Origin of the sequence: Limnohabitans sp. YIMB22184, from assembly GCF_048020265.1 — a bacterium.
Classification (GTDB): domain Bacteria; phylum Pseudomonadota; class Gammaproteobacteria; order Burkholderiales; family Burkholderiaceae_C; genus Limnohabitans_A.
In genome coordinates, this window is record NZ_CP171843.1 from 2,820,735 (window position 1) to 2,844,203 (window position 23,469).

General features: G+C 62.1%; 25 protein-coding genes. 12 read left to right on the top strand and 13 right to left on the bottom strand.

All coding sequences use genetic code 11. The features are described 5' to 3' along the window. Genes ACHEXL_RS13110 through ACHEXL_RS13125 form a run of 4 tightly spaced genes read left to right on the top strand, consistent with a single transcriptional unit; the run spans position 1 to position 4,208 of the window. Positions 1 to 1,206 (top strand): ABC transporter substrate-binding protein, encoded by a 1,206-nt coding sequence (locus ACHEXL_RS13110; RefSeq protein ID WP_416559842.1) that lies wholly within the window; start codon positions 1 to 3, stop codon positions 1,204 to 1,206. Beyond that, on the top strand, positions 1,182 to 2,933 hold the full coding sequence (locus ACHEXL_RS13115; RefSeq protein ID WP_416559843.1) for an ABC transporter permease: 1,752 nt from the start codon (positions 1,182 to 1,184) through the stop codon (positions 2,931 to 2,933). Before ACHEXL_RS13110 ends, ACHEXL_RS13115 begins: the two co-directional genes overlap by 25 nt. Next, a complete protein-coding gene (locus tag ACHEXL_RS13120; RefSeq protein ID WP_416559844.1) occupies positions 2,930 to 3,610 on the top strand; it encodes an ATP-binding cassette domain-containing protein in 681 nt (226 codons plus the stop codon). Before ACHEXL_RS13115 ends, ACHEXL_RS13120 begins: the two co-directional genes overlap by 4 nt. Beyond that, entirely contained in the window at positions 3,603 to 4,208 is a 606-nt protein-coding gene (locus ACHEXL_RS13125; protein WP_416559845.1) for a CDP-alcohol phosphatidyltransferase family protein, read from the top strand. Before ACHEXL_RS13120 ends, ACHEXL_RS13125 begins: the two co-directional genes overlap by 8 nt. A 60-nt stretch (positions 4,209 to 4,268) precedes the next feature. Here the strand turns inward: ACHEXL_RS13125 and moaC are convergent, their stop codons facing one another. Beyond that, a complete protein-coding gene (gene moaC / locus ACHEXL_RS13130; protein ID WP_416559846.1) occupies positions 4,269 to 4,757 on the bottom strand; it encodes a cyclic pyranopterin monophosphate synthase MoaC in 489 nt (162 codons plus the stop codon). Between the two features lie 121 nt (positions 4,758 to 4,878). On the opposite strand from moaC, the gene ACHEXL_RS13135 reads away from it, so the two are divergent. Then, positions 4,879 to 6,375 carry a M48 family metalloprotease gene (locus ACHEXL_RS13135; RefSeq protein WP_416559847.1) on the top strand — a complete coding sequence of 499 codons (1,497 nt, stop codon included), beginning with the start codon at positions 4,879 to 4,881 and terminating at the stop codon, positions 6,373 to 6,375. Positions 6,376 to 6,424: 49 nt separating this feature from the next. Beyond that, complete coding sequence (locus ACHEXL_RS13140; protein ID WP_416559848.1) at positions 6,425 to 6,880, top strand: DUF3717 domain-containing protein; 456 nt, start codon at positions 6,425 to 6,427, stop codon at positions 6,878 to 6,880. 9 nt (positions 6,881 to 6,889) lie between these two features. Here ACHEXL_RS13140 and ACHEXL_RS13145 read toward each other — a convergent pair whose 3' ends face one another. Next, the gene (locus tag ACHEXL_RS13145) at positions 6,890 to 7,450 is read right to left on the bottom strand and encodes a YaeQ family protein (RefSeq protein WP_416559849.1); all 561 of its coding nucleotides are present in this window, start codon (positions 7,448 to 7,450) and stop codon (positions 6,890 to 6,892) included. Between the two features lie 9 nt (positions 7,451 to 7,459). Further along, complete coding sequence (gene purB, locus ACHEXL_RS13150) at positions 7,460 to 8,860, bottom strand: adenylosuccinate lyase (RefSeq protein ID WP_416559850.1); 1,401 nt, start codon at positions 8,858 to 8,860, stop codon at positions 7,460 to 7,462. 120 nt (positions 8,861 to 8,980) lie between these two features. Between purB and ACHEXL_RS13155 the strand changes: the two genes are divergently transcribed. Continuing rightward, positions 8,981 to 9,595, top strand: coding sequence for a glutathione S-transferase N-terminal domain-containing protein (locus ACHEXL_RS13155; RefSeq protein ID WP_416559851.1), 615 nt, complete (start codon positions 8,981 to 8,983; stop codon positions 9,593 to 9,595). Between the two features lie 24 nt (positions 9,596 to 9,619). On the opposite strand, the gene ACHEXL_RS13160 is transcribed toward ACHEXL_RS13155, so the two are convergent. The 9 genes from ACHEXL_RS13160 to ACHEXL_RS13200 form a co-directional block, all read right to left on the bottom strand. Then, complete coding sequence (locus tag ACHEXL_RS13160) at positions 9,620 to 10,054, bottom strand: nuclear transport factor 2 family protein (RefSeq protein WP_416559852.1); 435 nt, start codon at positions 10,052 to 10,054, stop codon at positions 9,620 to 9,622. Between the two features lie 20 nt (positions 10,055 to 10,074). Continuing rightward, entirely contained in the window at positions 10,075 to 10,845 is a 771-nt protein-coding gene (locus tag ACHEXL_RS13165; RefSeq protein WP_416559853.1) for an SDR family NAD(P)-dependent oxidoreductase, read from the bottom strand. A gap of 5 nt (positions 10,846 to 10,850) precedes the next feature. Further along, positions 10,851 to 11,444, bottom strand: coding sequence for a DUF3833 domain-containing protein (locus ACHEXL_RS13170; RefSeq protein ID WP_416559854.1), 594 nt, complete (start codon positions 11,442 to 11,444; stop codon positions 10,851 to 10,853). A 55-nt stretch (positions 11,445 to 11,499) separates the two neighbouring features. Beyond that, positions 11,500 to 12,828, bottom strand: coding sequence for an MFS transporter (locus ACHEXL_RS13175; RefSeq protein ID WP_416559855.1), 1,329 nt, complete (start codon positions 12,826 to 12,828; stop codon positions 11,500 to 11,502). After that, the gene (locus ACHEXL_RS13180; protein WP_416559856.1) at positions 12,825 to 13,319 is read right to left on the bottom strand and encodes a chalcone isomerase family protein; all 495 of its coding nucleotides are present in this window, start codon (positions 13,317 to 13,319) and stop codon (positions 12,825 to 12,827) included. The genes ACHEXL_RS13175 and ACHEXL_RS13180 overlap by 4 nt, the downstream gene beginning before the upstream one ends. Before the next feature lie 125 nt (positions 13,320 to 13,444). Beyond that, positions 13,445 to 14,704: a class I SAM-dependent methyltransferase gene (locus ACHEXL_RS13185; RefSeq protein WP_416559857.1), complete on the bottom strand. Its 1,260-nt coding sequence runs from the start codon at positions 14,702 to 14,704 to the stop codon at positions 13,445 to 13,447. 16 nt (positions 14,705 to 14,720) lie between these two features. After that, complete coding sequence (locus tag ACHEXL_RS13190; RefSeq protein ID WP_416559858.1) at positions 14,721 to 15,512, bottom strand: DUF1365 domain-containing protein; 792 nt, start codon at positions 15,510 to 15,512, stop codon at positions 14,721 to 14,723. Then, complete coding sequence (locus tag ACHEXL_RS13195; protein WP_416561357.1) at positions 15,509 to 16,828, bottom strand: NAD(P)/FAD-dependent oxidoreductase; 1,320 nt, start codon at positions 16,826 to 16,828, stop codon at positions 15,509 to 15,511. Before ACHEXL_RS13195 ends, ACHEXL_RS13190 begins: the two co-directional genes overlap by 4 nt. A 20-nt stretch (positions 16,829 to 16,848) precedes the next feature. After that, positions 16,849 to 17,457, bottom strand: a complete 609-nt coding sequence (locus ACHEXL_RS13200; protein WP_416559859.1) for a glutathione peroxidase — start codon at positions 17,455 to 17,457, stop codon at positions 16,849 to 16,851. Positions 17,458 to 17,544: 87 nt separating this feature from the next. Here ACHEXL_RS13200 and ACHEXL_RS13205 point away from each other — a divergent pair, with 87 nt between their 5' ends. The 3 genes from ACHEXL_RS13205 (at position 17,545) to ACHEXL_RS13215 (ending at position 20,592) form a co-directional block, all read left to right on the top strand. Continuing rightward, positions 17,545 to 17,736: a DUF2256 domain-containing protein gene (locus ACHEXL_RS13205; RefSeq protein ID WP_416559860.1), complete on the top strand. Its 192-nt coding sequence runs from the start codon at positions 17,545 to 17,547 to the stop codon at positions 17,734 to 17,736. Positions 17,737 to 17,738: 2 nt separating this feature from the next. Then, a complete protein-coding gene (locus tag ACHEXL_RS13210) occupies positions 17,739 to 19,328 on the top strand; it encodes a cryptochrome/photolyase family protein (protein WP_416559861.1) in 1,590 nt (529 codons plus the stop codon). An 82-nt stretch (positions 19,329 to 19,410) separates the two neighbouring features. Further along, on the top strand, positions 19,411 to 20,592 hold the full coding sequence (locus ACHEXL_RS13215) for an AAA family ATPase (RefSeq protein WP_416559862.1): 1,182 nt from the start codon (positions 19,411 to 19,413) through the stop codon (positions 20,590 to 20,592). 15 nt (positions 20,593 to 20,607) lie between these two features. Here the strand turns inward: ACHEXL_RS13215 and ACHEXL_RS13220 are convergent, their stop codons facing one another. Next, positions 20,608 to 21,504 (bottom strand): LysR family transcriptional regulator, encoded by an 897-nt coding sequence (locus ACHEXL_RS13220; RefSeq protein ID WP_416559863.1) that lies wholly within the window; start codon positions 21,502 to 21,504, stop codon positions 20,608 to 20,610. A gap of 84 nt (positions 21,505 to 21,588) precedes the next feature. Between ACHEXL_RS13220 and ACHEXL_RS13225 the strand changes: the two genes are divergently transcribed. Continuing rightward, complete coding sequence (locus tag ACHEXL_RS13225) at positions 21,589 to 22,596, top strand: sodium-dependent bicarbonate transport family permease (protein WP_416559864.1); 1,008 nt, start codon at positions 21,589 to 21,591, stop codon at positions 22,594 to 22,596. Then, entirely contained in the window at positions 22,593 to 23,450 is an 858-nt protein-coding gene (locus ACHEXL_RS13230) for a DUF6671 family protein (protein WP_416559865.1), read from the top strand. Before ACHEXL_RS13225 ends, ACHEXL_RS13230 begins: the two co-directional genes overlap by 4 nt. The last annotated feature ends 19 nt before the right edge of the window (positions 23,451 to 23,469 follow it).

The window sequence follows — 23,469 nt, forward strand, 5'->3', positions numbered from 1 at the left end:
ATGACACCTTTGACTTCCATCTCGCGTCGCAGCACTTTGGGTTTGCTGGCCGCAACAGTGGTTTGCCCTGTTCAAGCCGCCTCATCTTGGACCGATACATTGCGTGCCGCACGCGGTCAAACCGTTTACTTCAATGCCTGGGCGGGCAGCGAGCGGATCAACGCCTACTTGCAATGGGTGGCGGCCGAATTGCAGCGTGACTTTGGCGTCAAGCTGCAGCACGTCAAGATCAGCGATGCGGCCGATGTCGTCAAGCGCGTGCGCGCCGAAAAGCAAGCCGGTCGCCAGGATACCGAAGGCACGGTCGACCTGGTCTGGATCAACGGCGAGAACTTCGCCGCCATGAAACGCGATGGCCTGCTGTCTGCGCCCTTTGCCCAAGCCTTGCCGAATTTCCAGTGGGTGGACACGCTGGGCAAGCCCACCACACTGGTTGATTTTTCGGTGCCGACCGATGGACTGGAAGCACCTTGGGGCATGGCCCAACTGACGTTTTTTGCCGATGCCCAGCGACTGCCCCAGCCACCACAAAGCATGGCCGAGTTGCTGGCCTTGGCCCGCACGCAACCCGGGCGCATCACCTACCCGCGCCCGCCCAATTTCCATGGCACAACCTTCGTCAAGCAGGCCTTGATCGAGCATGCGCCTGATGTGAAAACGCTGGCTCAGCCCGTGACGGCCGCTGCTTTGGCGGCCCAGGCTGCACCCTTGTGGCGCTTTCTGGATGCGCTGCACCCGCAGCTGTGGCGAGGTGGCAAACAGTTTCCACAAAACTCGGCCGCCGTGCGCCAGATGATGGCCGATGGTGAGCTGCTGCTGGGCCTCACCTTCAACCCCAACGAGGCGGCCAACGAGATCGCTGCCAAGCGCCTGCCTGCCACGGTGCAAAGTTGGCAGTTTGCCAAGGGCACGATCGGCAACACGCACTTTGTGGCCATTCCTTACAACGCGCCCAGCAAAGCAGGTGCGCAGGTGGCGGCCAACTTCTTGCTGTCACCCGCAGCCCAAGCACGCAAGGCCGACATCGATGTGTGGGGCGACCCAACGGTGCTGGATGTGGCCCGCTTACCCGCTGCCGAGCGGGCGCGTTTTCAGTCGGCAGCGCGACCTGGGCAAGTGGCCATGACCGCACCCGTGCTGTCTGAGCCGCACGCTTCCTGGGTCGATGCGCTCGAAAAAGAGTGGACACGCCGCTACGGCGTGTGAGCTTCTTGCCCGCTTTTTTGCTGGCCTTGATCGCTGCCATGCCCATGGCTTGGGCCTTGTGGGCAGCCGCATCGCAAGTGCTTGACGCGCAGGGCTGGCAAGCTCTGTGGACCGATCCGCAAACACTGCGTGCTTGGGGCATGACGCTGTGGACCGGCCTGGCCTCAACGGCACTGGTGTGGTGGACGATGGCCCATTTGCTGGCCAGTGGTTTCATCCGCCGGCAACTGGCGCGTTGGCTGTTGCATGTGCCCGCCTTGCTGGCCACGCCGCACGCGGCCATGGCCATTGGCCTGGTGCTGTGGCTCTCACCCAGTGGCTGGGCCTTGCGCCTGGTGTCGCCGAGCTGGACAGGTTTTGACGCGCCGCCGCCTTGGCCGACCACGCAAGACCCCTGGGGCTTGGGCCTGATTTTGGCGCTGTGGCTCAAGGAAGTGCCTTTTTTGTTGTGGGTGGCGGCCACGCAGCTGCAGCGCGAAGACTTGCGCCGCCGCTGGCAGGCCGAATTTGCACTGGCCCAAACCTTGGGCCACACACCACCGCAGGCCTTTGCACAAGTGGTGTGGCCGCAGCTGGCCCCGCGCTTGCGCTGGCCTTTGCTGGCGGTGCTGGTCTATGGCCTCACGGTGGTGGACATGGCGCTCATCATCGGACCTGCGTCGCCGCCCACTTTGGCGGTGCTGGCCTGGCAATGGCTGGGCGATGCCGATGCGGCCATGCAGGCGCAAGGGGCGGCGGCGGCGGGTGCGCTCACGGCGAGTGTGGCGATATGGGCGGGGCTGACGGTTGTTTTGTTGCGTGCGTGGTCGGGCCTGCGAACATTCGCGAGCAAGGGCTCGCTGCTACAAAAAACACTGCCTTGGGTTGGGCGTTTTTGTGGGAGGCTGCCACCACAGCCGAATGGCCTTTCAAGCAAGCATTGGCATTCAACAGCAAGCCTGTCTTGCGGCCGAATGTCCGGCCTGGCGTTCGCCATCGGCGGTGCCTACCTCGCCGTCTGGTTCGCGCTCGCGATGGGCAGCGTCTCGGGGGTTTGGCCTTTTCCGCAGCTGTGGCCGTCGTTGTGGACCTCGCACGCCTGGTCGCAGGTGCTGGCCAGTGCCGCCACGGTGTGGACCACTTTGGGCTTGGCGGTGGCATCGGCCAGCCTGTGTCTGGTCTGGTCGGTGGCGTGGTTGGAATGGGCCCCGCGCAGCTGGCAACGGGCTTTGCGGCCTTGGTGGCTTCTCCCTCTGGTGCTGCCCTCGGTGTTGTGGGTGGTGGGCCTGTACAGCCTCGCGCTGCAGTGGCGTCTGGAGGGACAATGGCTGGGCCTGCTGCTGGCGCATTCGGTCATGGTGTTGCCGTATGTGCTGCTGGCTTTGGAGCCGGCCTACTTGGCAGTAGACCCGCGCCAGGCTGCGGTGGTAGCCAGCCTAGGTCATGGGCGCTGGACGTATCTGCGGCACATCCAATGGCCCCTGCTTCGACGCGCCATCGCCTCGACCTGGGCGGTGGGTTTTGCCGTCAGCGTGGCGCAGTATTTGCCCACTCTGTATGTGGGGGCGGGGCGCTTTGCCACCGTGACCACCGAAGCCGTAACGCTGGCATCTGGCGCACAGCGCTCACTCATGAGCGCTTATGCAGCCTTGCAGATGCTCTTGCCCGTGCTGGCCTTTGCCTTGGCAAGCTGGTGGGGCAGGCCGCGACAATTTGAGAAGATCGGGCCGATGAAAGCCAACACATGAACGCGGGACTGCAGATCGACATCGAACGCCTGGGCACGCCCACGCAGGCCCTGGTGCAAGCCCTGCACCTGCACGTGCCTGCCGGCGAGATCCTCACGCTCATGGGCCCCAGCGGCTGCGGCAAAAGCTCGGTGCTGGCCGCCATCGCGGGCACGCTGACCAGCGTGTCCGAAGGACTGCAGCCCTTGCAGTTTGCAGGCCGCGTGTGGCTGAACGGCCGCGACCTCACGCCACTGCCCACTCACCTGCGCGGGGTAGGTCTGGTGTTTCAGGATGCGCTGCTGTTTGCCCACATGACCGTGGCTGAAAACCTGCTGTTTGCCGTGCCCCGCCATGGGCCGCCAGCACAGCGCCAGGCGCGTGTGCAGCAAGCACTGCAAGAAGCCGAGTTGACGGGTTTGGGCGAACGCGATCCATCGACCCTGTCGGGCGGGCAACGCGCCCGTGTGGCGCTCATGCGGGCGCTGTTGGCCGAACCGCAGGCCCTACTACTAGACGAGCCCTTTTCCAAACTCGACGCGGCCTTGCGTGCGCAGTTGCGGCCGTGGGTATTTGCCCACGTGCGCGAGCGGGGCATCCCGGTGATGATGGTCACGCACGACCCTGAAGACATCGCCGACCCCGAACGAGTGGTACAGCTGGGCACCCCAGCTGTGATCGGAGCCGCACATGCTTGACCGCCATGCCCAGGCGCTGCTGCGCCCTGTGTTGAATGCCGCAGCCCGCGTGCTGGTGCGCACAGGTGTGGGCGCTGACGCACTCACCTGGCTAGGCTTTGTATTGGGCCTGGCCGCCGGCGTGGCCATTGCTTCACAGGCGTGGATGGCGGGCTTGGCGCTGCTGCTCGCTTCTCGGCTGCTCGATGGCTTGGACGGCACAGTGGCACGCCTCACGCAGCCCACCGACGCGGGCGGCTTCCTCGACATCGCGCTGGACTTTTTGTTTTACGCCACGATTCCCCTGGCCTTTGCCGTGGCCAACCCCACAGCCAACGCACTGCCCGCCGCCGTGCTGCTGGCCAGCTTCATCGGCACCGGCAGCAGCTTTCTGGCTTTCGCCGCGTTGGCCGAAAAACGGGGACTGGCTGACACGACTTTGCCAGGCAAAAGCTTTTACTTTTTGGGGGGCCTCACCGAGGCCACAGAAACCATCGCAGTGTTCGCGGCCATGTGCTTTTGGCCCGGGTACTTTTCGGTACTGGCTTACGGCTTTGCTGTGCTGTGCGCAATCACCACCGGCATGCGGGTGGTGTGGGGCTACCGTCGCTTGAGGTGAAAGGCAGCGCCAAAGCCAACACTTTGACCAAACACCTCATTTGCAGTAACCCGTAACCCATTACTTCGCCACAAAGCTCCCGCTCTTACCCCCATGCTTTTCCAGCAAGGTGACGCCGTTGATGGTCATGCCCCGATCGACGGCTTTACACATGTCATAAATCGTCAGCAGAGCCACTTGCACGGCCGTGAGGGCTTCCATCTCGACACCCGTCTGGCCGATGGTTTCGGCAGTGGCCGTGCAGGCCACCGCATTGTCAGCGCTCAACACCTCGAACTCGACCGCCACTCGGGTCAGGCCAATCGGGTGACACAGTGGAATCAGGTCGCTGGTCTTTTTGGCGCCCTGAATCCCGGCGATGCGGGCGATGCCCAGCACGTCGCCTTTTTTGGCGGTGCCCGACTCGATCAGTGCCAGTGTGGCCGGCAGCATCTCGATGCGACCGGTGGCCACCGCGATGCGCCGCGTGCTGGATTTGCCCCCCACGTCCACCATGTGGGCTTGGCCTTGGGCATCAAAATGGGTCAAGACATCGGTAGAGGGGGTCATGGCTGTGCTGGTTAAAACCATTTACAAAAGGTTGACAAGAATGGCGCATCATACGGCCATCAACCGATCCATTCATGGGACGTCGATCACCTTGAAACACTTCTTTCGCCCTTCCCGACTGATGCTGGTCCTGCTGCTGGGCGCTCTGGGCTTGCAGCCTGGCTGGACCCAGCCCAACGCATTGCCGTCTTTGGGCAACAGCGAGGGCATTTCTCTGGGGGCCGAGCGGCAATTGGGCGACCGCATTGCGCGGGAGCTGTACCGCGACCCGGATTACCTCGAAGACCCGGTTCTGGACGAATACATCCAGCGCCTGTGGGCACCGCTGATCAAGGCTGCCGCTGCCCGTGGAGAGCTGTCCACCGATTTGCAAGAGCGCTTTGCCTGGCGTATTTTGCTCGGCCGTGACCGCTCGGTGAACGCTTTTGCCTTGCCCGGTGGTTATCTGGGTGTGCATTTGGGCCTGATCGCGGTGGTCACCTCCCATGACGAACTGGCCTCGGTGTTGGCGCACGAACTGAGCCATGTCACCCAGCGCCACATCGCCCGGTCGATTGACGAACAAGCCAAGATGACGCCCTGGGTGATCGGCTCGATGATTTTGGGCGCCATCGCCATCAGCAAGAACCCCCAAGCCGCGCAGGGTCTGATCGTGGGCGGGCAAGCCGCTGCGATTCAGTCGCAACTGAGTTATTCGCGCGACATGGAGCGTGAAGCCGACCGGGTGGGCTACGGCATCCTGGCCGACGCAGGTTATGACCCACAAGGCTTTGTGGGCATGTTTGCCAAGCTGCAACAAGCCGCAGGCGTGAACGACAACGGCGCATTTCCTTACCTGCGCAGCCACCCCTTGACCACCGAACGCATCGCCGACATGCAGGCGCGCTTGCAGCTGAACAGCGCCACCCCACGCGCAGGCGGTGACATGGTGCAAGCCATGCTGGCCGCTCGCGCCCGGGTCATGTCGCAAAACAGTGTGGAAGCCTTAAAGGCCTGGACCCAGGACGGCAAGGCCACCTCGCCACAGGCCACGGCCGCGCAACAAGCAGGGGCTCTGTATGCGGCCACTTTGGCGCACCTGCAGCTGCGGGACATGACTGCGGCCGAGCGCAGCTGGCAGCGGCTGTCGCAATTGACGTCGACCTCGCCCGAAGCCAAACGGCTGACGCTTTTGCTGCAGGCCGAGGTGGCCGCCAAACAAGAGCGTTTTACAACAGCACTGCAAGTGCTCGAGGGCTTGAACCAGGCGCAGTTGCCGCGCCCAGAACTCATCGCCACCGCGCAAGCCCTGTTGCGCTTGCCACCGCATCCGGCACGCGCCAGCATCACCCAAAAGCTGCGTGAACAAGTCACACAGGCCCCACACGATGCGCAGGCTTGGAACACCCTGGCCAGCATGTTGGCCTTGCAGGGGCAGAGCCTGCCGTCGCTGCGTGCCGAAGGGGAAGCGCAAATGGCCCGCATGGATTGGAGCGGGGCGGTTGACCGCTTTCGGGCGGCGCAAGACTGGGCCCAAAACAACCGACTGCAAGCCGGTGACCACATCGAAGCCTCGATTGTGGACACCCGATTGCGACAGGCCCAAGCGCAAATACGGGCCATGCAAGCCGAGCGCTGAGCCGCTCACCCCGAAGGCGCTATGATCGCGCTCCTTCTTCAGACACACCATGGCCGGAATTCACATCACCGACATCGAAGCCGCCATCAACCATTGGCGCCTCAAGAACCCCTCGCCGGACGGGGTCACCTTGCCACGTGAATTGCGTGCACTGGCCGAGGTGTATGGCTTGATGGTCTATTACAAACAAGATTTAGCCGACGAGTTCACCCTGCCTTTGGCCGCTGCAGAAGCTTGGCAGGACTGGTACGCCAGCACACCCGACACACCTTGCATCGCTATTTGCTCGACCAGCCAGGGCGATGAGACCTGCAAAGGCTGCGGCCGCAGCTTTGAGGAAGTGCAGCTGTGGACCGAGATGAGCGCCGGAGAAAAACGGGCCGTCTGGCGACGCATCACCGTGGACGGCACCTCGTGGCGCTTCAACCGTTATGCCGAACGCGCCGCAGAAGACCGCCAATGGGCCAAAGCGGCAGCCGAGGCCCAAACCAAGCTGGATTTGTAGGCCGAGGCTTTACTTCCAGCGTTGCAACTCGATGTGCACGCTGCCCTTGTCGCTGCTGAAGGTGACGGAGCCTTCCTGCACCGTGGCTTGCAACTGCATGCTGCGCTCAGCCAATTGGGCCAGCTCTTGTGAGCGCTCGGTGGGCACGCGCCAGACCTGCAGCTTGTCCAGGCGCGTCAGCTTGTTCTCAATGCCCTTCCACCAGACTTCGGCCGCGTGGTTGAAGCAATACAGCAACACCTCATCGGCCTTCTGGCAGGCTTTCATGATCGGCTTGTCTTCGGGCTGACCGACTTCGATCCACATGCGGGTCTGGCCGGTGAAATCGCGCAGGCTGACGTCCGGGTCGTCCGGGTCCGACAAGCCCGCGCCAAAAGCCAGCTTGCCATCACCGTTGCACACAGCTTGCAGCTTGTAGGCATTGATGGCCAGCGCAAGCAGGCGGATCATCATGCGCTCATCGGTCTCGCTCGGGTGACGCGCCAGCGTGAGCTGATGGTCTTCGTAATAGCTGTGATCGATGTCAGCGATCGACAGGTTGGCTTTGTAGATGGTGGATTTGAGGGCCATGTGAACCGATCAAACCCGGCGGGCCAACTCAGCGGCTTTGCCGATGTAGCTGCCCGGCGTCATGGCCAGCAAGCGGTCCTTGTCGGCTTGGGGGATTTCCAGCGCCGCAATCAAGCCATGCAGGTCGGCCGCCGTGACGGTCTTGCCCCGTGTGACTTCCTTGAGCTTTTCATAAGCACCTTGCACACCATAGCGGCGCATCACGGTCTGGATCGGCTCGGCCAACACTTCCCAAGCGGCGTCCAAATCAGCGGCCAGCGCTTCTTCGTTCAACTCCAGTTTGTTCAGGCCGGTCATCAGCGAGGCATAGGCCAGCGCGGTGTAACCCAGGCCCACGCCCATGTTGCGCAGCACGGTAGAGTCGGTCAGGTCACGCTGCCAGCGGCTGATGGGCAACTTTTCGCTCAGGTGCTTGAGCACGGCGTTGGCCAGGCCCAGGTTGCCTTCGGCATTTTCAAAGTCGATGGGGTTAACCTTGTGCGGCATGGTGGACGAACCGATTTCGCCAGCCTTCAAGCGCTGCTTGAAATAACCCAGGCTCACATAGCCCCAAATGTCACGTGACAGGTCAATCAGGATGGTGTTGCTGCGGGCCACAGCGTCAAACAACTCGGCCATGTAGTCGTGTGGCTCGATCTGGATGCTGTAAGGCTGAAACGTGAGGCCCAAACCCCATTGGCTGGCCTGGGTTTCGGCCAGCTCGGGGGTCTCGACCACTTGGCGTGCAAAGGCTTCCCAGTCAAAGTCGGGCCAAGCCGACAGGTGGGCGTTGTAGTTGCCCACGGCACCGTTCATCTTGCCCATGAGTTTGACGGCGGCAATCTTTTCGCGGCAGCCGTTCAAGCGCATCACCACGTTGGCCATTTCCTTGCCCACGGTGGTGGGGCTGGCGGTTTGACCGTGGGTGCGGCTGAGCATGGGCACCTCGGCAAACGCGTGGGCCATCTCACGCAGCTTGGCGATCAGCCCATCCAGACCCGGCAGGATCACCTGGGCGCGTGCGCCCTTGAGCTGCAGGGCGTGGCTGGTGTTGTTGATGTCTTCGCTGGTGCAGGCAAAGTGCACGAATTCAGCGGCTTTTTCCAGTTCAGGGCGGTCCTTGAACTTGGATTTGATCCAGTACTCCACGGCCTTGACGTCGTGGTTGGTGGTTTTCTCAAACTCCTTGATGGCCACAGCGTCGGCTTCTGAGAAGTTTTTCACCAGCGCTGTCAAATAAGAGCGGGCACCCGGGGTCAAGGGCTTGAATTCGGCAAAGCCCGCATCGGACAAGGCGATGAACCAGGCGATTTCGACCTGAACGCGGCGGTGCATGTAACCCTGCTCGCTCATGAGCGGGCGCAAGGCATTGAGTTTGCTGGCGTAACGGCCATCCAGCGGCGACAGGGCGGAAATGGGGGTGAAATTCATCCTTTGATTGTAATTCGCAGGGGCAAGCCGCCATGGCAAGGGCGATCACAACGCCTGTCAGCGGCCAGCACCCTCTACCCTCTAGAATCAGCAGCAATTCTGTTCAGACATTTCTCCACCATGAAACTCATCGGCTCCAACACCAGTCCTTATGTCCGCAAAGTGCGCATCGTCATGGCCGAGAAGAAGCTGGACTACCAGCACGTGACAGAAGACGTCTGGTCGGCGCAGACCACCATCCACCAATCCAACCCTCTGGGCAAAGTGCCTTGCCTGATCATGGAAGGCGGCGAAGCCGTGTTCGATTCACGGGTGATCGTGGAATATCTGGACACTTTGTCGCCTGTGGGCAAACTCATCCCGTCGGCCGGGCGCGAACGCGCCGAAGTCAAGACCTGGGAAGCCTTGGCCGATGGCCTACTGGACGCCGCCTTGCTGGCCCGCATGGAAGCGGTCTGGACCGAGCGCACAGACAGCCAGCGCAGCCAAGCCTGGATCGACCGCCAACTGGACAAGATACAGCACGCCCTGCAGGCCATGAGCCGCGGTCTGGGTGACAAAGCATTTTGCTCTGGCATCCACCTGAGCCTGTCCGACATTGCCGTGGGCTGTGCGCTGGGCTATCTGGATTTCCGTTTCCCACAAATCGACTGGCGCACGCCCCACCCGAATCTGCACAAGCTGTACGACAAGCTGGCCCAGCGGCCGAGCTTTATGGACAGCTTGCCGGGCTGACCACTGCCACCAAGCTCTGGGCAGTCAAGTGTTGGCGCGTTTTTTGAGCCAGCGCATAAGCCCGCCCACCACCGGCAGTTTCTCGTACAACTCTTCCGCGGCATCCCAATAGTCGCGGTGCATCGTCACCAAACCCTGCTCGTTGAACACCACATGGCTGGCGCCGCGCACGGCTTGCCAGGTGGTGGTGTCAAAACGCTTGAAACGAAAGCGAAATTCCCAAGTCAGGAGGGCCTGGAAGCCATCCACCACCTGACCGGTCACGACAAAATGCGGCTGGTCCAGCGCCACGTACATGTGCCGAAAAATCCGCTCAATCTCGGGCAGGCCCTGCACCTCATTGAAGGGGTCCTTGAACGTGGCTTGTGCGTCATAGACCGTATGCAGCTGCGCCACACTTTGCGGCGACAGCGCCTCAAAAAATGTGGCCAGGTTCTGAGTGGCGTGTCGGGTGTCCATGAGCGGCTTTCAATGCAGGCTTACAAACCGGTGAACTTGCGCACCAGGGGAAAGTACAAGCGGTAAGGCAGCAGGCGCAACAGTTTCAGCCACAGCGTGAAGCGCTTGGGGAAATGGATGTCGAACTGGCCTTTGGCCCAACCCTTGAGCATCTCGCGGGCTGCTTCTTCGGGACTGATAAGGGCGGGCATGGTGAACTGGTTTTGCGCCGTGAGCGGCGTCGCCACAAAGCCCGGGTTAACCACGCTCACGCCAATGCCTTGGTCTTGCAAGTCGATGTAGAGCGTCTCCGCCAGGTGCGTCAGCGCTGCCTTGGTCGGGCCATAGGCCAGGCCATTGGGCAGACCGCGCCAACCGGCCACGCTGCTGAGCAAGCTGATGTGCCCGCTTTGGCGTGCCAGCATGCCAGGCAGCACCGCGTTGATGACCTGAAGTGCACCTTGGTAATTGACTTTGTCGTGCTGCAACAAGTCGTCGATGTCCATGGCCGTGGCGCGTTGGGCGCGGTAATAACCGGCCGCATACACCACCAAGTCGAGCGGGCCTTCGGCCAGCAGGGCGCTGGCTGTGGCCTGAACCTGGTTCGGGTCGCTCACGTCCATCGCACGCCACTGCACACCCGCATCCTGCGTGGCCCAGTCTTGCACGCCTTGCGGGTTGCGGGCCGACACTACCACCTGGGCACCAGCCGCACGCAGCGCCTGTGCGCAAGCCAGGCCAATGCCGGTCGATGCCCCCACGAGCCAAACGCGGCGGCCTTGCCAATCACCCATCTGCTTGTTCAAACTCATGCGCATCAACCCGGCTTCACCAACAAAGGCGTGCGACGCGTAAAGGACAGGGTGACCTCGCCCAGCTTCACGCCCCATTTGCTCATGGTGGCTTTGTTGAGCATGACGCGATCGTCCATCAGGTACATCCAGTCGTCAAAGTCAACGTGCCAGACACGGCCATCGACTGGCAGCGCCAGCGTGTAGCCCCAGCGGAACGCATTGCCGCTGACCTGGCCCGAGGCCTCGCCCACCACGTCGTCAGCGCGGCCGGTGTAGGTGCCGTTCGGCCCGGCCTTGAGTTTCCAGATGCGGCGTTGCTTCGTACCATCCGAGTACACAAAGGCCTCGTCCAGCACGCCCTCATCGCCATTCCAGCTGCAGTCCATGACCACGGTGAAGCGCTTGACGACTTGGCCGCTGCGGTCGGTGAACACGCCCCAGGCGTCGATGGTGCCGTTGAAGTAGGTGCGCAAATCCAGTTGCGGTTTTTCTTGCGCATAGTTTTGCACCTGCGGGCCGGCGCAGCTGGCCAGGAACGGCGTGGCCGCCACCATGGACAAAGCGCCCAAGCGGGTCAGGGCAGTGCGGCGGTGAATCAAGGCGTTGTTTGGGCGCATGGTGGGCTCCAGTGGTCGAATGTGTCGGGTGTCAAAGCGGCTTCATGCCAAATTTTCATGTTGCAGAATGGGCCACATCTGGCCCCGAGATCAAATCGGGCCGACGCATCAGACCCAGATACAAAGCCAAGCCCGCCAGGAGCTTGAGCACACAAGGCAGCAGGCCATAAGCCAGGCCCAGCGCCAGCACGGCGTCAGCGCCTTGCTGGCCCGGGGCATAACCCCACAAGCCAAGCAGTGGCAAAGACAGCCCAGCGGCCAAAGCCAAGTTGAGCTTGGTGGCCAGATTCCACCAGCCCATGAACGCGCCGTCTGTGCGGCCCCGCTCGCCGCAGCGGTCAATCAGCTGATTCAGCAGCGCACCGGGCACCGTGAGGTCCGCGCCCAGCGCCATGCCCGACAGGGCACACACCAGCAAGAAGCCCGTCGTGTCGCCCGCGCCCAGCGTGACCACGCTGACAAAGGCCAACACCGACAAGGCCATGCCGGTGGCCCAGGTACGGAGCAGGCCGAGGCGATCGATCACCTTGAGCCACAGCGGAAAAGACAACGCCCCGGCAGCAAAGTACAGACCCAAAAACAGCGGCTCCATGGCCTTGGGCGCTTGCAGCAGGTCTTGCACAAAAAACAGCACCAGAGTCGCGGGCACGGCACTGGCCAAGCCGTTGAGCATGAACACCATCAGCAGGCGACGGAAGCCCGCGTGTTGCCATGGCTGCCAAAGGCTGCCCACCGCATGGCCTTGAGGTGCCCCGCCATCCGATGCCAAAGCATTGCGTGCCGTTTGCTGCCAGGTGAACAAACCCAGCGCCAGCATGAGCACCAACAAAGCGGTGGTCAGCGCCCAGCCCCACAGCGCGGGCAAGGCCGACGCTAGCAGCACACCCACCAGCGCAAAACCTTCGCGCCAAGCCACCCAGCGGCTTTGCGCGATGCCGCCGCCGCCTTGCCGCGCCGCCCAGGCCTGGTGCAAGATGCCCAGCCCGCTGTAAGCCAGGTGACTGAGTGTGAGCGCACAGCCCACCCACACCAACAAAGCCGTGGGCGACAAAGCCGCAGCGGGCGGAAAAAACAAGGCCGTAAAACCCAACGCCACAGCCAGCGCCAACACCACTGCTGCTGCCCACACGGCCCGCCACGAATGGCGGTAAAGGCGGTCACCCCAACGCCCCAGCCACGGGTCCACCACCGCGTCAATGCTGCGGCTGAGCAACAACACCGCGCCCAAAGCCGCCAGCGGCACACCATATTGCTGGGCGTACAGATTGGGCAAATGCACGTACACCGGCAAGGCCACAAAGGCCAATGGCAAGCCCAGCAAACCGTAAGCCGCTGAAGCCCGGCGCGGCGCAGTGGCCATGGCCGGGACAGGCTCAGCATTCATGGCTGCAAACCCTTCAACAGTTGGACGCGCATCTTGGGCTCTGACGTGCGCTCATCGAGCCAGATGCCAAAAAACAAACGCGCAAAAGCCTCGTCTTTCACCACGCCCACACGCTGACCATTGACCCAAAACTCGGCCCCCACGCCGGGCAGGTTCACGCCAGTGATGCGCTCGCCTGCACTCACATTGGGGAACAGCTCACGCATGGCGGCCAACCAGCTTTGCGCCTGGGCGTCGCTGAAGCTGCCCACCCGCCGCATCTCATTGATCGAGCGGCTGGCAATGGCCGCGCCTTCCAGGTGGCGCAGGTACTGCAGCTCCAACGCAAACGAAAATTGCGCATACTGGCTATGCCGAAAACCCACAGGCGTCCACAGCCGCGCGTCGTACACCTCGAAGCCCCACACCCGCAAGCGCACAGGGGCGGTGGGCACCACGCCGACCAATGCAGCCACTTCAGGGCGTGCATAAGCAGCGTTGGGGCTGGTCAACGGCGCCGTTTGCGCTTGCGCAGCACACCACAAAGCTCCGCACAACACGGCACACCCCACAAGCTGCCTGGCCTGTGAGCGAAGCGGGAAGGCACGGCGGGTAGTCAACCAGGAGCGCATGCGCGTCAGGCCGGTTTGGTCAAAGTGAACTGGATCACATCGATGTTGGCCTCGTCGAAGGCCGCTTCGCAATACGCCAAATAAAAGGCCCACAGGCGAATGAAGCGCTCGTCAAATTTCAAGGTCCGCACTGTGTCGAGTTGCGCCATGAAACTCTCGCGCCAACGGCGCAGCGTCTCAGCGTAGTCGGGGCCAAAGTTCAGCTCATCGACCACCTGCAAGCCTGCGGCTTGCGCTTGTTTGCGGAACTCGCTGGGGCTGGGCAAACAGCCGCCCGGAAAGATGTACTGCTGGATGAAGTCGGTGGAGTGCAGGTAGCGCTCAAACAGTGCGTCGTCGATGGTGATGCTCTGGATGCAGGCGCGGCCACCGGGCTTGAGCAAACGGCTCACCGTCTGGAAGTAGGTGGGCCAATATTCTTGCCCCACCGCCTCGATCATCTCGATCGAGCAGATCGCATCGTACGGGCCATCGTTGATGTCACGGTAGTCCTGCAAGCGCAAATCGGCCCGCTGCTGTACGCCGTGCGATTGCATCCGGGCTTGGGCAAACGCCAGCTGCTCGGTGGACAAGGTCACGCCCGTGATGTGCGCACCAAATTCGGTGGTGGCCGATTCGGCCAGAGCGCCCCAGCCGCAACCAATTTCGAGCAAGCGGTCACCCGGCTGAGTGTTGACCATGCGCAAGGCGCGGCGCACCTTGGCTTTTTGGGCATCGGCCATGGGCTGCGTTTTGTCGCCGTTGAACCAGGCCGACGAGTAGTTCATCGTGCCGTCCAGCCACAGCTCGTAAAAAGCGTTGCCCAGGTCGTAATGCGCGTGGATGTTCTTGCGGCTGTTGCTGCGGTTGTTGCGATTGAGCAGGTGCTTGACGCGGTAGACCAGCCGCCCCAGCCAGTGGCCGTAAATCGCGCCCTCGATTTGCGTGCGGTTGGCGATCAAAAGACGCAGCAAGGCGGCCAGATCGGGCGTGTCCCAGTCGCCCGCCATGTAGCCTTCGGCAAAGCCAATGTCGCCCGACTTGAGCACTTCGGCGCAGACCGACCAGCGGTGGATGTGCAGGGCCGCAAACGGGGCCTCGTGCGTGCCAAACACCTGAAAATTGCCATCGGGCGCATGCAAGGTGAGCGTGCCGATTTTCAGGCGGGTGAGCAAGCCCAGCAAACGGGTAGCGGCTTTGGGCAAACTGGCGTGCGGAATCTGCGCTGCGGCGCTGGAAGCACCCAAGGCAGTGGCAGGGTTGGCGGTCTTCATCGTGGTGGGCATCCGGTGGGTCCAGGGTTCATCGGGTCACAAAATCGCGGGGCGGCTCGGGCTTGTGCCAGAACGGTACTTTTTTCAGCCACAGCAAGAGTGCGTGCCAGTGGATGCGCGCCACCACACCCAGTGTAAGCAAGGGAAAGCGCCACATCACGCGGCTCAGGGCGGCTGCCGTCGCAGGCTCGAGCACACCGCTCCAGCTGGTGTCGATCAAGGGGCCGTCGTCGTCGGTGTGGTCCACGCGCGCGACGATGCGGTCTTGGCCCTTGTGCTGCGTGCGCATGAAACGGAAACGGTACTCACCCTGCACATCGCAAAAGGGCGAAACGTGGAACACCTTGTGGGCCAAAATCGTTTGGCCGTATTGCGGCTCGGGCAGCAGGTAACAGTGACGCTCACCAAAGGTGTTGTTCACCTCGGCCACGATGGCGGCCAGGCTGCCATCGGCGCGGTGCGCGTACCAAAAGCTCACGGGCTTGAAGGCATGGCCCAACACACGCGGGAAAGCCTGCAGCCAGACCTCGCCTGTCGCATCACAAATGCCTTCTTTTTGCAGCAGTTCGTCCAACCAGGCCAGCGCACCACCGGTCTCGGCGGGGCGGCCATCGCCGTGGTCGGCGTCATGGAAGGCGAACCAGGCGCGGCGGTTGATGGCCAGATCGGTGCGGCACAGTCCCGCTTGCACGCTGCGCATGGGCAGCATCAAAAACGCCGTGGGGTAAGCGAAGGCGTGGTGCGCCGGGCGGTGGCGCGTGTGGCGCACCTGGCCCCAACCGATGAGGGCGGTGTGGGCATGGACCGGGGTGGGTGTCATGCGGCCAGTCTGTCCTGAACAGGGTGGGCCTGTTCGTGGATGCGTTTGAGCAGAGCGCGGCCCACTTGCAGGCCGGATTTCAGGCCGTCTTCGTGGAAGCCGTAACCCGTCCAGGCCCCGGCATACCAGGTGTGTTGTTGGCCCTGCAGCAAGGGCAATTTCTTTTGTGCTTCGATGGCAGCCAGGTCAAACACCGGGTGCGCGTAGTCGTATTCGCCCACGATGGTGGCCGGGTCAATGGTCTGCAGCGGGTTGAGCGAGACCACCACAGGCTGGGCAAAGGGGATGCGTTGCAAACGGTTGAGCAGGTAATGCAGGCACACCCGCGAAGACTCGCGCTCGCTGCTGGCGGCGCGTTCGTAGTTCCATGCAGCCCAGGTCTTGGGGTTGGCGGGCAGCACGCTGGCGTCGGTGTGCAGCACGGCGCGGTTGTCCTGGTAGCGGATGGCGCCGAGCAGGCTGCGCTCGTACGTGCTGGGCTCGCGCAGCAGGCTCAGGGCCTGGTCGGTGTGGGTGGCGATGACCACCTGGTCAAAGCGCTCGGCATGGCCGTCGGTGATGACGCGCACGCCTTGTGCATCGCGCTCGATCAGGCGCACCGGGGTGTTCAGGCGCTTGTCGTGTACACCCGCCAGAATTTTCTCGACGTAGTTTCGGGCACCGCCCACCACACTGAACCACTGCGGGCGATTCGTCACCTGGATCAGGCCGTGGTTGTGGCAAAACCGGATCATGGTGGCCACCGGAAATTGCAGCATCTGGTCGGTCGGGCAACTCCAGATGCAGCCCAGCATGGGCAGGAAATACCAGTCACGAAACGGCTCGCTGAACCTGTGCGTGCGCAAAAAGTCGGAGAGCGGTTGCTGCAACTCTTTTTCGCGCTGCTCTTTGGCGATGCGGGTGCACAGCGCATTGAAGCGCAACACATCGGCCAGCATGCGCCAAAAGCGTGGGTTGACCAAATTGGCACGTTGCGCGAACACGCTGTTCAGGTCGGTGCCGCTCCACTCCAGGGTTTTGCCATTCAGCGCCCCCGGCACCTGCACCGAAAACGACATGTCCGACGGTGCGGTCTCGACGCCCAGCTCGGCAAACAGGTTGATCAGGTTGGGGTAGGTGCGTTCGTTGAACACCAGAAAGCCCGTGTCCACACCGTGCGTGACCAGGCCTTGCGCGGTGGGCAACGTCACGTCCACCGTGTGGGTGTGGCCGCCGAAATAATCGCCCGACTCGAACAGGGTGATGTCGGCGTGGTCTTTCAAGGTGTGGGCCACGGCCAAGCCGGAAATGCCGGAACCCACAATGGCCAGTTTCATGCGCGGTTTTGACGTCGGGCTCATGGCTTGGCTTTCAAGGCTTTGTCGATGGCCGACACCAGGGTTTTGCTCTCGGGGCCAATCATGCTGTTGTATTGGTCGATCACTTGGCCGTCACGGCCGATCAGGTATTTGTGAAAGTTCCAGCGCGGCTTCTGGCCGGTTTGGGCGGTGAGTTGTTTGAACAGGGGCGCAGCGCCATCCCCGGTGACCTGGGTTTTGGTGAACATGGGGAACTTCACGCCAAAAGTGCTTTCACAAAATTCGGCGATCTCTTTGTTGCTGCCTTTTTCCTGCGCAAAGTCATTCGACGGGAAGCCCAGCACCACCAGGCCCTGGTCCTTGTATTTCGTGTTCAGCGCCTCCAGCCCTTTGTACTGCGAGGTGAAACCGCAAAAGCTGGCGGTGTTGACCACCAGCACCACCTTGCCCGCGTACTGGCACAGCGACTGGGGCTTTTCATCCTGCAAACGCTCAAAGGTGTGGTTCAGCAAGGCAGGGCAGGCCGTGCTGTTGCCGCCCGTTGGTGGGCTGGCGGCCTGCGCCGCTTCCAGGCCCAAGCCCAGCATGGCGGCCACCACGGCCATCGCGAGGCGACCCATCCAATGGTTAACCCAAGAGTGATTCATTTGCACTTCAAAATTCATTTTGTGACTGATCAGTTTAAACTTGTTTGTGCGGATTGTCACGCCGCCCCATTTTCATTGGAGAACCGCATGCCCAAACCCTCGGGTTTTAAAGGGAACAAGCAGGATTTGCCGCAAAAACCTTGCGCGGTTTGTGGCCGCGCCATGAGCTGGCGCAAAAGTTGGGCCAAGAACTGGGACAACGTGTTGTACTGCAGCGACCGCTGCCGCGCAGACAAATCCAAAGCCGCCCCATCAGCACCATCCCGCACCGAACGCTGAGCATGACACACAAAACAGACGCCGCAGGCCAGCCTGCACCCCAAACGCTCACGCCTTGCCGCCATCTGGTGCTGGTGCTGGGGGACCAACTGGGTTGGGACAGCCCGGCGCTGGATGGTTTTGACCCGGCCCAAGACCGGCTCTTGATGATCGAGGCCGACAGCGAGGCGGGCGAAGTCTGGAACCACCAGGCCCGCATCGCCATCTTCTTGTCGGGCATGCGGCACTTTGCCAACGAGGCCCACCGCCGCCGCTGGCCTTGCACTTATATGAAGCTGGACGACCCGAGCCTGCCCGGCGACTTTGCCGGACGGCTGGCGCAGGCGCTGAACACCCACAGGCCCCGGGCGCTGGTGGTCATGGAAACCGGGGCCTGGCGCATGGAGCGGCTGATCGCAGACGCCGCAGCTCAGGCCCAGTTGCTGCTGCGTTGGGTGAGTGACACGCACTTTTTGTGCAGCCGCGCCGAGTTTGCCAAGTGGGCAGGCGACAAAAAAGAGCTGCGCATGGAGTTCTTTTACCGCGAAATGCGCAAGCGCCACGGCGTGCTGATGGAAGGCCAAGAGCCCATCGGCGGGCAATGGAATTTTGATGCCGACAACCGCAAAGGCTTTGGCGCCAAAGGCCCGGGCACCGTGCCCCCGCCCGCCCGCTTTGCACCCGACCGCGTGACGCAAGACGTGATCGCCCTGGTGCGCGAGCGCTTTGCCGGGCACCCGGGCACACTGGACCACTTCGCCTGGCCCGTGACCCGCGAAGACGCGCTCGTGGCCTTGCAGCATTTCATCGACCAGCGGCTGGAAAACTTTGGCGCCTGGCAGGACGCCATGTGGACCACGCTGCCTTTTGGCTGGCACGCGCTGGTGGGCAGCAGCCTGAACCTGCATTTGCTGAGTCCGCGCGAAGTCATCCAAGCGGCCGAGCAGGCCTATCACGCGCGGGGCTTGCCCCTGGCGAGTGTGGAGGGCTTCATCCGCCAGGTTCTGGGCTGGCGCGAATTCATTCGCGGTGTCTATTGGCTGGACATGCCGCACATGGCCGAAGCCAACCACTACGGCCACACCCGCGACCTGCCCCAGTGGTACTGGACGGGCGAGACCCACATGGCCTGCATGCAAGCGACCATCGGCCAAACGCTCCAACACGGTTACGCGCACCACATCCAGCGCCTCATGGTCACCGGGCAGTTTGCGGTGCTGGCCGGCCTGTCACCCCAGCAGGTGAGCGCCTGGTACCGCGCCATGTACGTGGACGCGGTCGAGTGGGTGGAAACGCCCAACACCTTGGGCATGTCCCTGCACGCCAACGGCGGGCGCTTCACCAGCAAACCCTATGTGGCCAGCGGCCAGTACATCAGCCGCATGAGCAACTACTGCAAAGGCTGCCGCTACCAACCCGAGCAGCGCACCGGCCCCAGCGCCTGCCCCATGACCACGCTGTATTGGGATTTCCTGATCCGCCACGAGCAGGACTTTGCCATCAACCCGCGCACCGCGCTCATGGTCAAGCATGTGGGCAAAATGAGTGCTCAGGAAAAGGCGCAGATTGGGCAGCAGGCGGATGCCACCAGGGCGGGGCTCGATCAAGTTTGAAGAAGGTGCAAAACCAAACCGGGTTTTATAAGCAAATTACAAGTGTTATAAAATTTTAATAACTTTGCTAATATGCGCATCCATGAACCCGATCACCAACCCCTACAACCCCGGCGCAGGCACGCCCCCGCCTGAGCTGGCAGGTCGAGACGAACTGCGCGAAAAGGTCAGGATCTGCATTGAGCGGCTGCGCATTGGCAATTCGGCCAAAAGCCTGATCTTGGTAGGTTTGCGCGGAGTGGGGAAAACCGTCTTGCTGGACCGCATGCGCTCGGACGCAGAGGGCACTGGCATCCAGACTTTGCGCATCGAAGCACCCGAAAACAAATCCTTGCCTGCCATGCTGGCACCCGAATTGCGCAAGGCCCTCTTGCGCATGAGCACCATCGCGTCAGCCAAAGAACTTTCACAAAGGGCACTGCGGGCGCTGGCAGGTTTTGCCAAAGGTCTGAAGCTCAAATTTGCCGACATCGAAGTCGGTTTTGACTACGAACCTGAGCCCGGTCTGGCCGACAACGGCGAGCTGGAGTCCGACTTGACTGCGCTGTTGGTTCAAACCGGAGAAGCGGCCAAGGCCGCAGGCACCGTCATGGTGATGTTCGTCGACGAACTTCAGTATGTCAAAGAACGTGAGTTTGCGGCCCTGATTTCTGCGCTGCACCGCTGTGCGCACCTGCGTTTGCCCATCACCTTGGTGGGCGCTGGTCTGCCGCAGTTGCTGGCTTTGGCGGGTGAAGCCAAGTCGTATTCAGAACGCCTGTTCGAGTACCCACAAGTCGACAAACTCAACACATCTGCGGCACTGGATGCCTTGCGCAAACCCGCACAACAACTGGGTGTGGACTACACCGACGAGGCGGCACTGGCCATTGTGGAAAAAACCCAGGGCTATCCTTATTTTTTGCAAGAGTGGGGAAAACACACCTGGGATTTGGCCACCACCAGTCCGATCACCTTGGATGTCGTGAACACCGCGACCCAACTGACCATCGCCGGGCTTGATGAAAGTTTCTTCAAGGTGCGACTGGAGCGGACCACACCCAGTGAACGCCGGTATCTGCGTGCCATGGCAGACCTGGGTCCTGGGCCACACCGGTCTGGAGACATTGCCAATCAGTTGCTGAAAACGGTCAGCACGCAAGCACCTGTGCGCTCCAGCTTGATCCGCAAAGGCATCGTCTGGAGCCCCACCCACGGCGACACAGCCTTCACGGTACCCCTGTTTCACGAATACCTGCTGCGCACCGTACCCGCCAATTCATAGCAGCACACCCACCCGTCATTTGCGCCGACCGATCTGCTTGAGCACATGCTGCTTGAAGGCCAACGCCAGCGGTGAGAGTTTTTTGCCGGCCGGATAAACGATGTGCCAGGCCGAGGGCAGGGGAAAGCCGGCCACGTCGATCACGCTGACGCCGTTTTCTTTCTGGTGGCCATGCAAGGCGTGTCGCGAGACCACGCCCACCCCCAGGCCCCCGGCCACCGACTCCTTGATGGCTTCGTTGCTGCCCAGCTCGAGGCGCACATCGGGGCGGAACTTCATGGACCGGAAAAACTGGTCGGCGGCCATGCGTGTGCCCGAGCCTTTTTCGCGCAGGATGAAGCGGCGCTGCGCCAACTCGTGCAAAGGCACGGCGCTGCGTTTGGCCAGCGGGTCGGACGTGGGCGCGATCACCACGATGGGGTTGGGCATGAAAGCCTCGTCGCCCAGCTCCATGTCCTTGGGGGGCATGGACATGATGTACAGGTCATCGAGGTTGTCACGCAAGCGTTGCACCACGCCGTCGCGGTTCAGGATTTCGAGCGACACGTCAATGGCCGGGTGCTGCTTGCAAAAGCTGCCAATCAGGTGCGGCATGAAGTATTTAGCGGTGCTGACCACCGCCACCCGCAGCTTGCCGCGCGACAAGCCCTTGGCCGCGTCCACGTTCTGCTCGAAGGCGTCCCAGGTCTGAGCCACAGCGCGGGCGGTCTGCGCCAGTTCTTGACCCACCTCGGTCAGGTAAAGCTTTTTGCCCACCAGCTCGTACAGCGGCAAGCCCACCGATTCGCTGATGTCCTTGAGCTGCATCGAGGCCGTGGGTTGGGTGACGTGCATCACCTTGGCCGCAGCGCTCACGCTGCCGGTTTCGGCCAAAGCCAAAAACAATCGCAATTGGCGGAAGCTGACGTTCATAGATGTTTATCTATATTCAAAGGTTGAAGAATCGATTTTACAAGTGCCTTGCCCATTTCTATGATCGGCGCAAGGAACACACCCATGCACAATCTGATCGACCCGGCCATCCTCTTTTTCATCTTTGGTGTGCTGGCAGGCACCGTCAAATCCAACCTCGAAATCCCGCCCGCCATCTCCCGCTTTTTGTCGCTGTACCTGCTGATGGCCCTGGGTCTGAAGGGCGGCTTTGCGCTGTCGCAATCGGGCCTGACGGTGAGCGTGGGCATCAGCCTGGCCGCCGCCGTGGCACTGGCCATCGTCATCCCGCTCATCGGTTACGCCGTGCTGCGGCGCTTTGTCTCGGGTTTTGACGCAGCGGCCGTGGCCGCCACATATGGCTCGGTGAGCGCGGTGACCTTTGTCACGGCAGTGCAGACCCTGGAAAACCAGGGCGTGGCTTACGGCGGCTACATGGCTGCGGCCATGGCCCTGATGGAGTCGCCCGCCATCATCCTGGCGGTGGTCTTGGCCAATTCATTGCGGCAAAAACAGGCCTCGGGCGTGGTGGTGCAGGCAGGCGGCGTGGCCGCGCTGGGTGGCCCAGCAGCACATGCTGGCGGATCGGTCGGCAAGATCCTGCACGAGTCCTTCACCGATGGTGCGCAGTTGCTGCTCTTGGGCGCCATGGTGATTGGCCTGGTCACGGGCGATGCCGGACAAGCGGCGATGGCGCCCTTTTCGGTTGACCTGTTCAAAGGCATGCTGGCCTTCTTCCTGCTCGACATGGGCTTGATGGCGGCGCGCAACCTGCCGCAGGTCAAGGGCCAGTCGCCCGTACTGATCGCGTACGCGGTGATCGGGCCCCTGGTGCACGCAAGCCTGGCTTTGGGTCTGGCCTATGGCCTGAATCTGAGCGCAGGCGACGGGGCCTTGCTCATGGTGCTGGCGGCCAGTGCCTCCTACATCGCGGTGCCTGCCGTGCTGCGCACCGCTTTGCCTGAGGCCAAACCCGCGCTGTATTTCGGGTTGAGCCTGGGACTGACCTTTCCCTTGAACATCGTGCTGGGCATCCCGTTTTATTTGGCCGTAGCGCAGGCGGTCTTGGCATGAGCATGGCAGGAGCTCGTTTTTATGAAGGCCGCACCGTCGCGTTTTTGACGCAACATGGCAAGCAAGATCTCGTGCGCGAGCCGCTCGAAACCGCACTGGGCTGCCAGTTGGTACACACCGACGGCTATGACACCGACCAATTGGGCACGTTCACGCGTGAGCTGACACGGGCGGGCTCGCAGCTCGATGCGGCGCGCAAAAAAGCCAACATCGGCATGGCGCTGACGGGTGCATCTGTCGGCTTGGCCAGTGAAGGTTCATTTGGCCCCGACCCTTTTGGCGCTTTCATGCCCTGGAACACCGAGGTCGTGTTGTGGGTCGATCGTGTGCATGCGATTGAAGTGACCGGCTTTGCGCACGGTCCCGCCCAAAGCCTGCACCGGATGGTGACCAGCCTGCAAGAGCTGGAGCGCTTTGCCACGGATTCCCGGTTTCCGGAACACCATCTTGTGCTGCGCCCGGAACACGCGGAGCACCCCGAGATGGACAAAGGCATCCGCGATCGCGAGACCTTGCTGAAGGCCTTTCGCCTGGCGCAAGCCAAGTCTGCCCATGGTGTGGTGTTTGTCGAAAACGATCTGCGGGCTTTTTGCAATCCAACGCGGCAGACAACCATCCTCAAAGCGACCGGGGATCTGATTCAAAAATTGCTGTCGGTGTGCCCAAGCTGTGACACACCGGGCTACTGGCTCAGCCAGCAGATTCCGGGCCTGCCCTGCCGTGACTGCGGCAGCTTGACCCGATTGCCCAAAGCCGAAATATGGGGCTGCAAAAAATGCGGCCACGAAGAACAGCGCAAAGTCCAAAGCCAGCCATGGGCAGATCCAGCCCGTTGTGATTTCTGCAACCCTTGAAACTCAGGGGGTGAGCGTG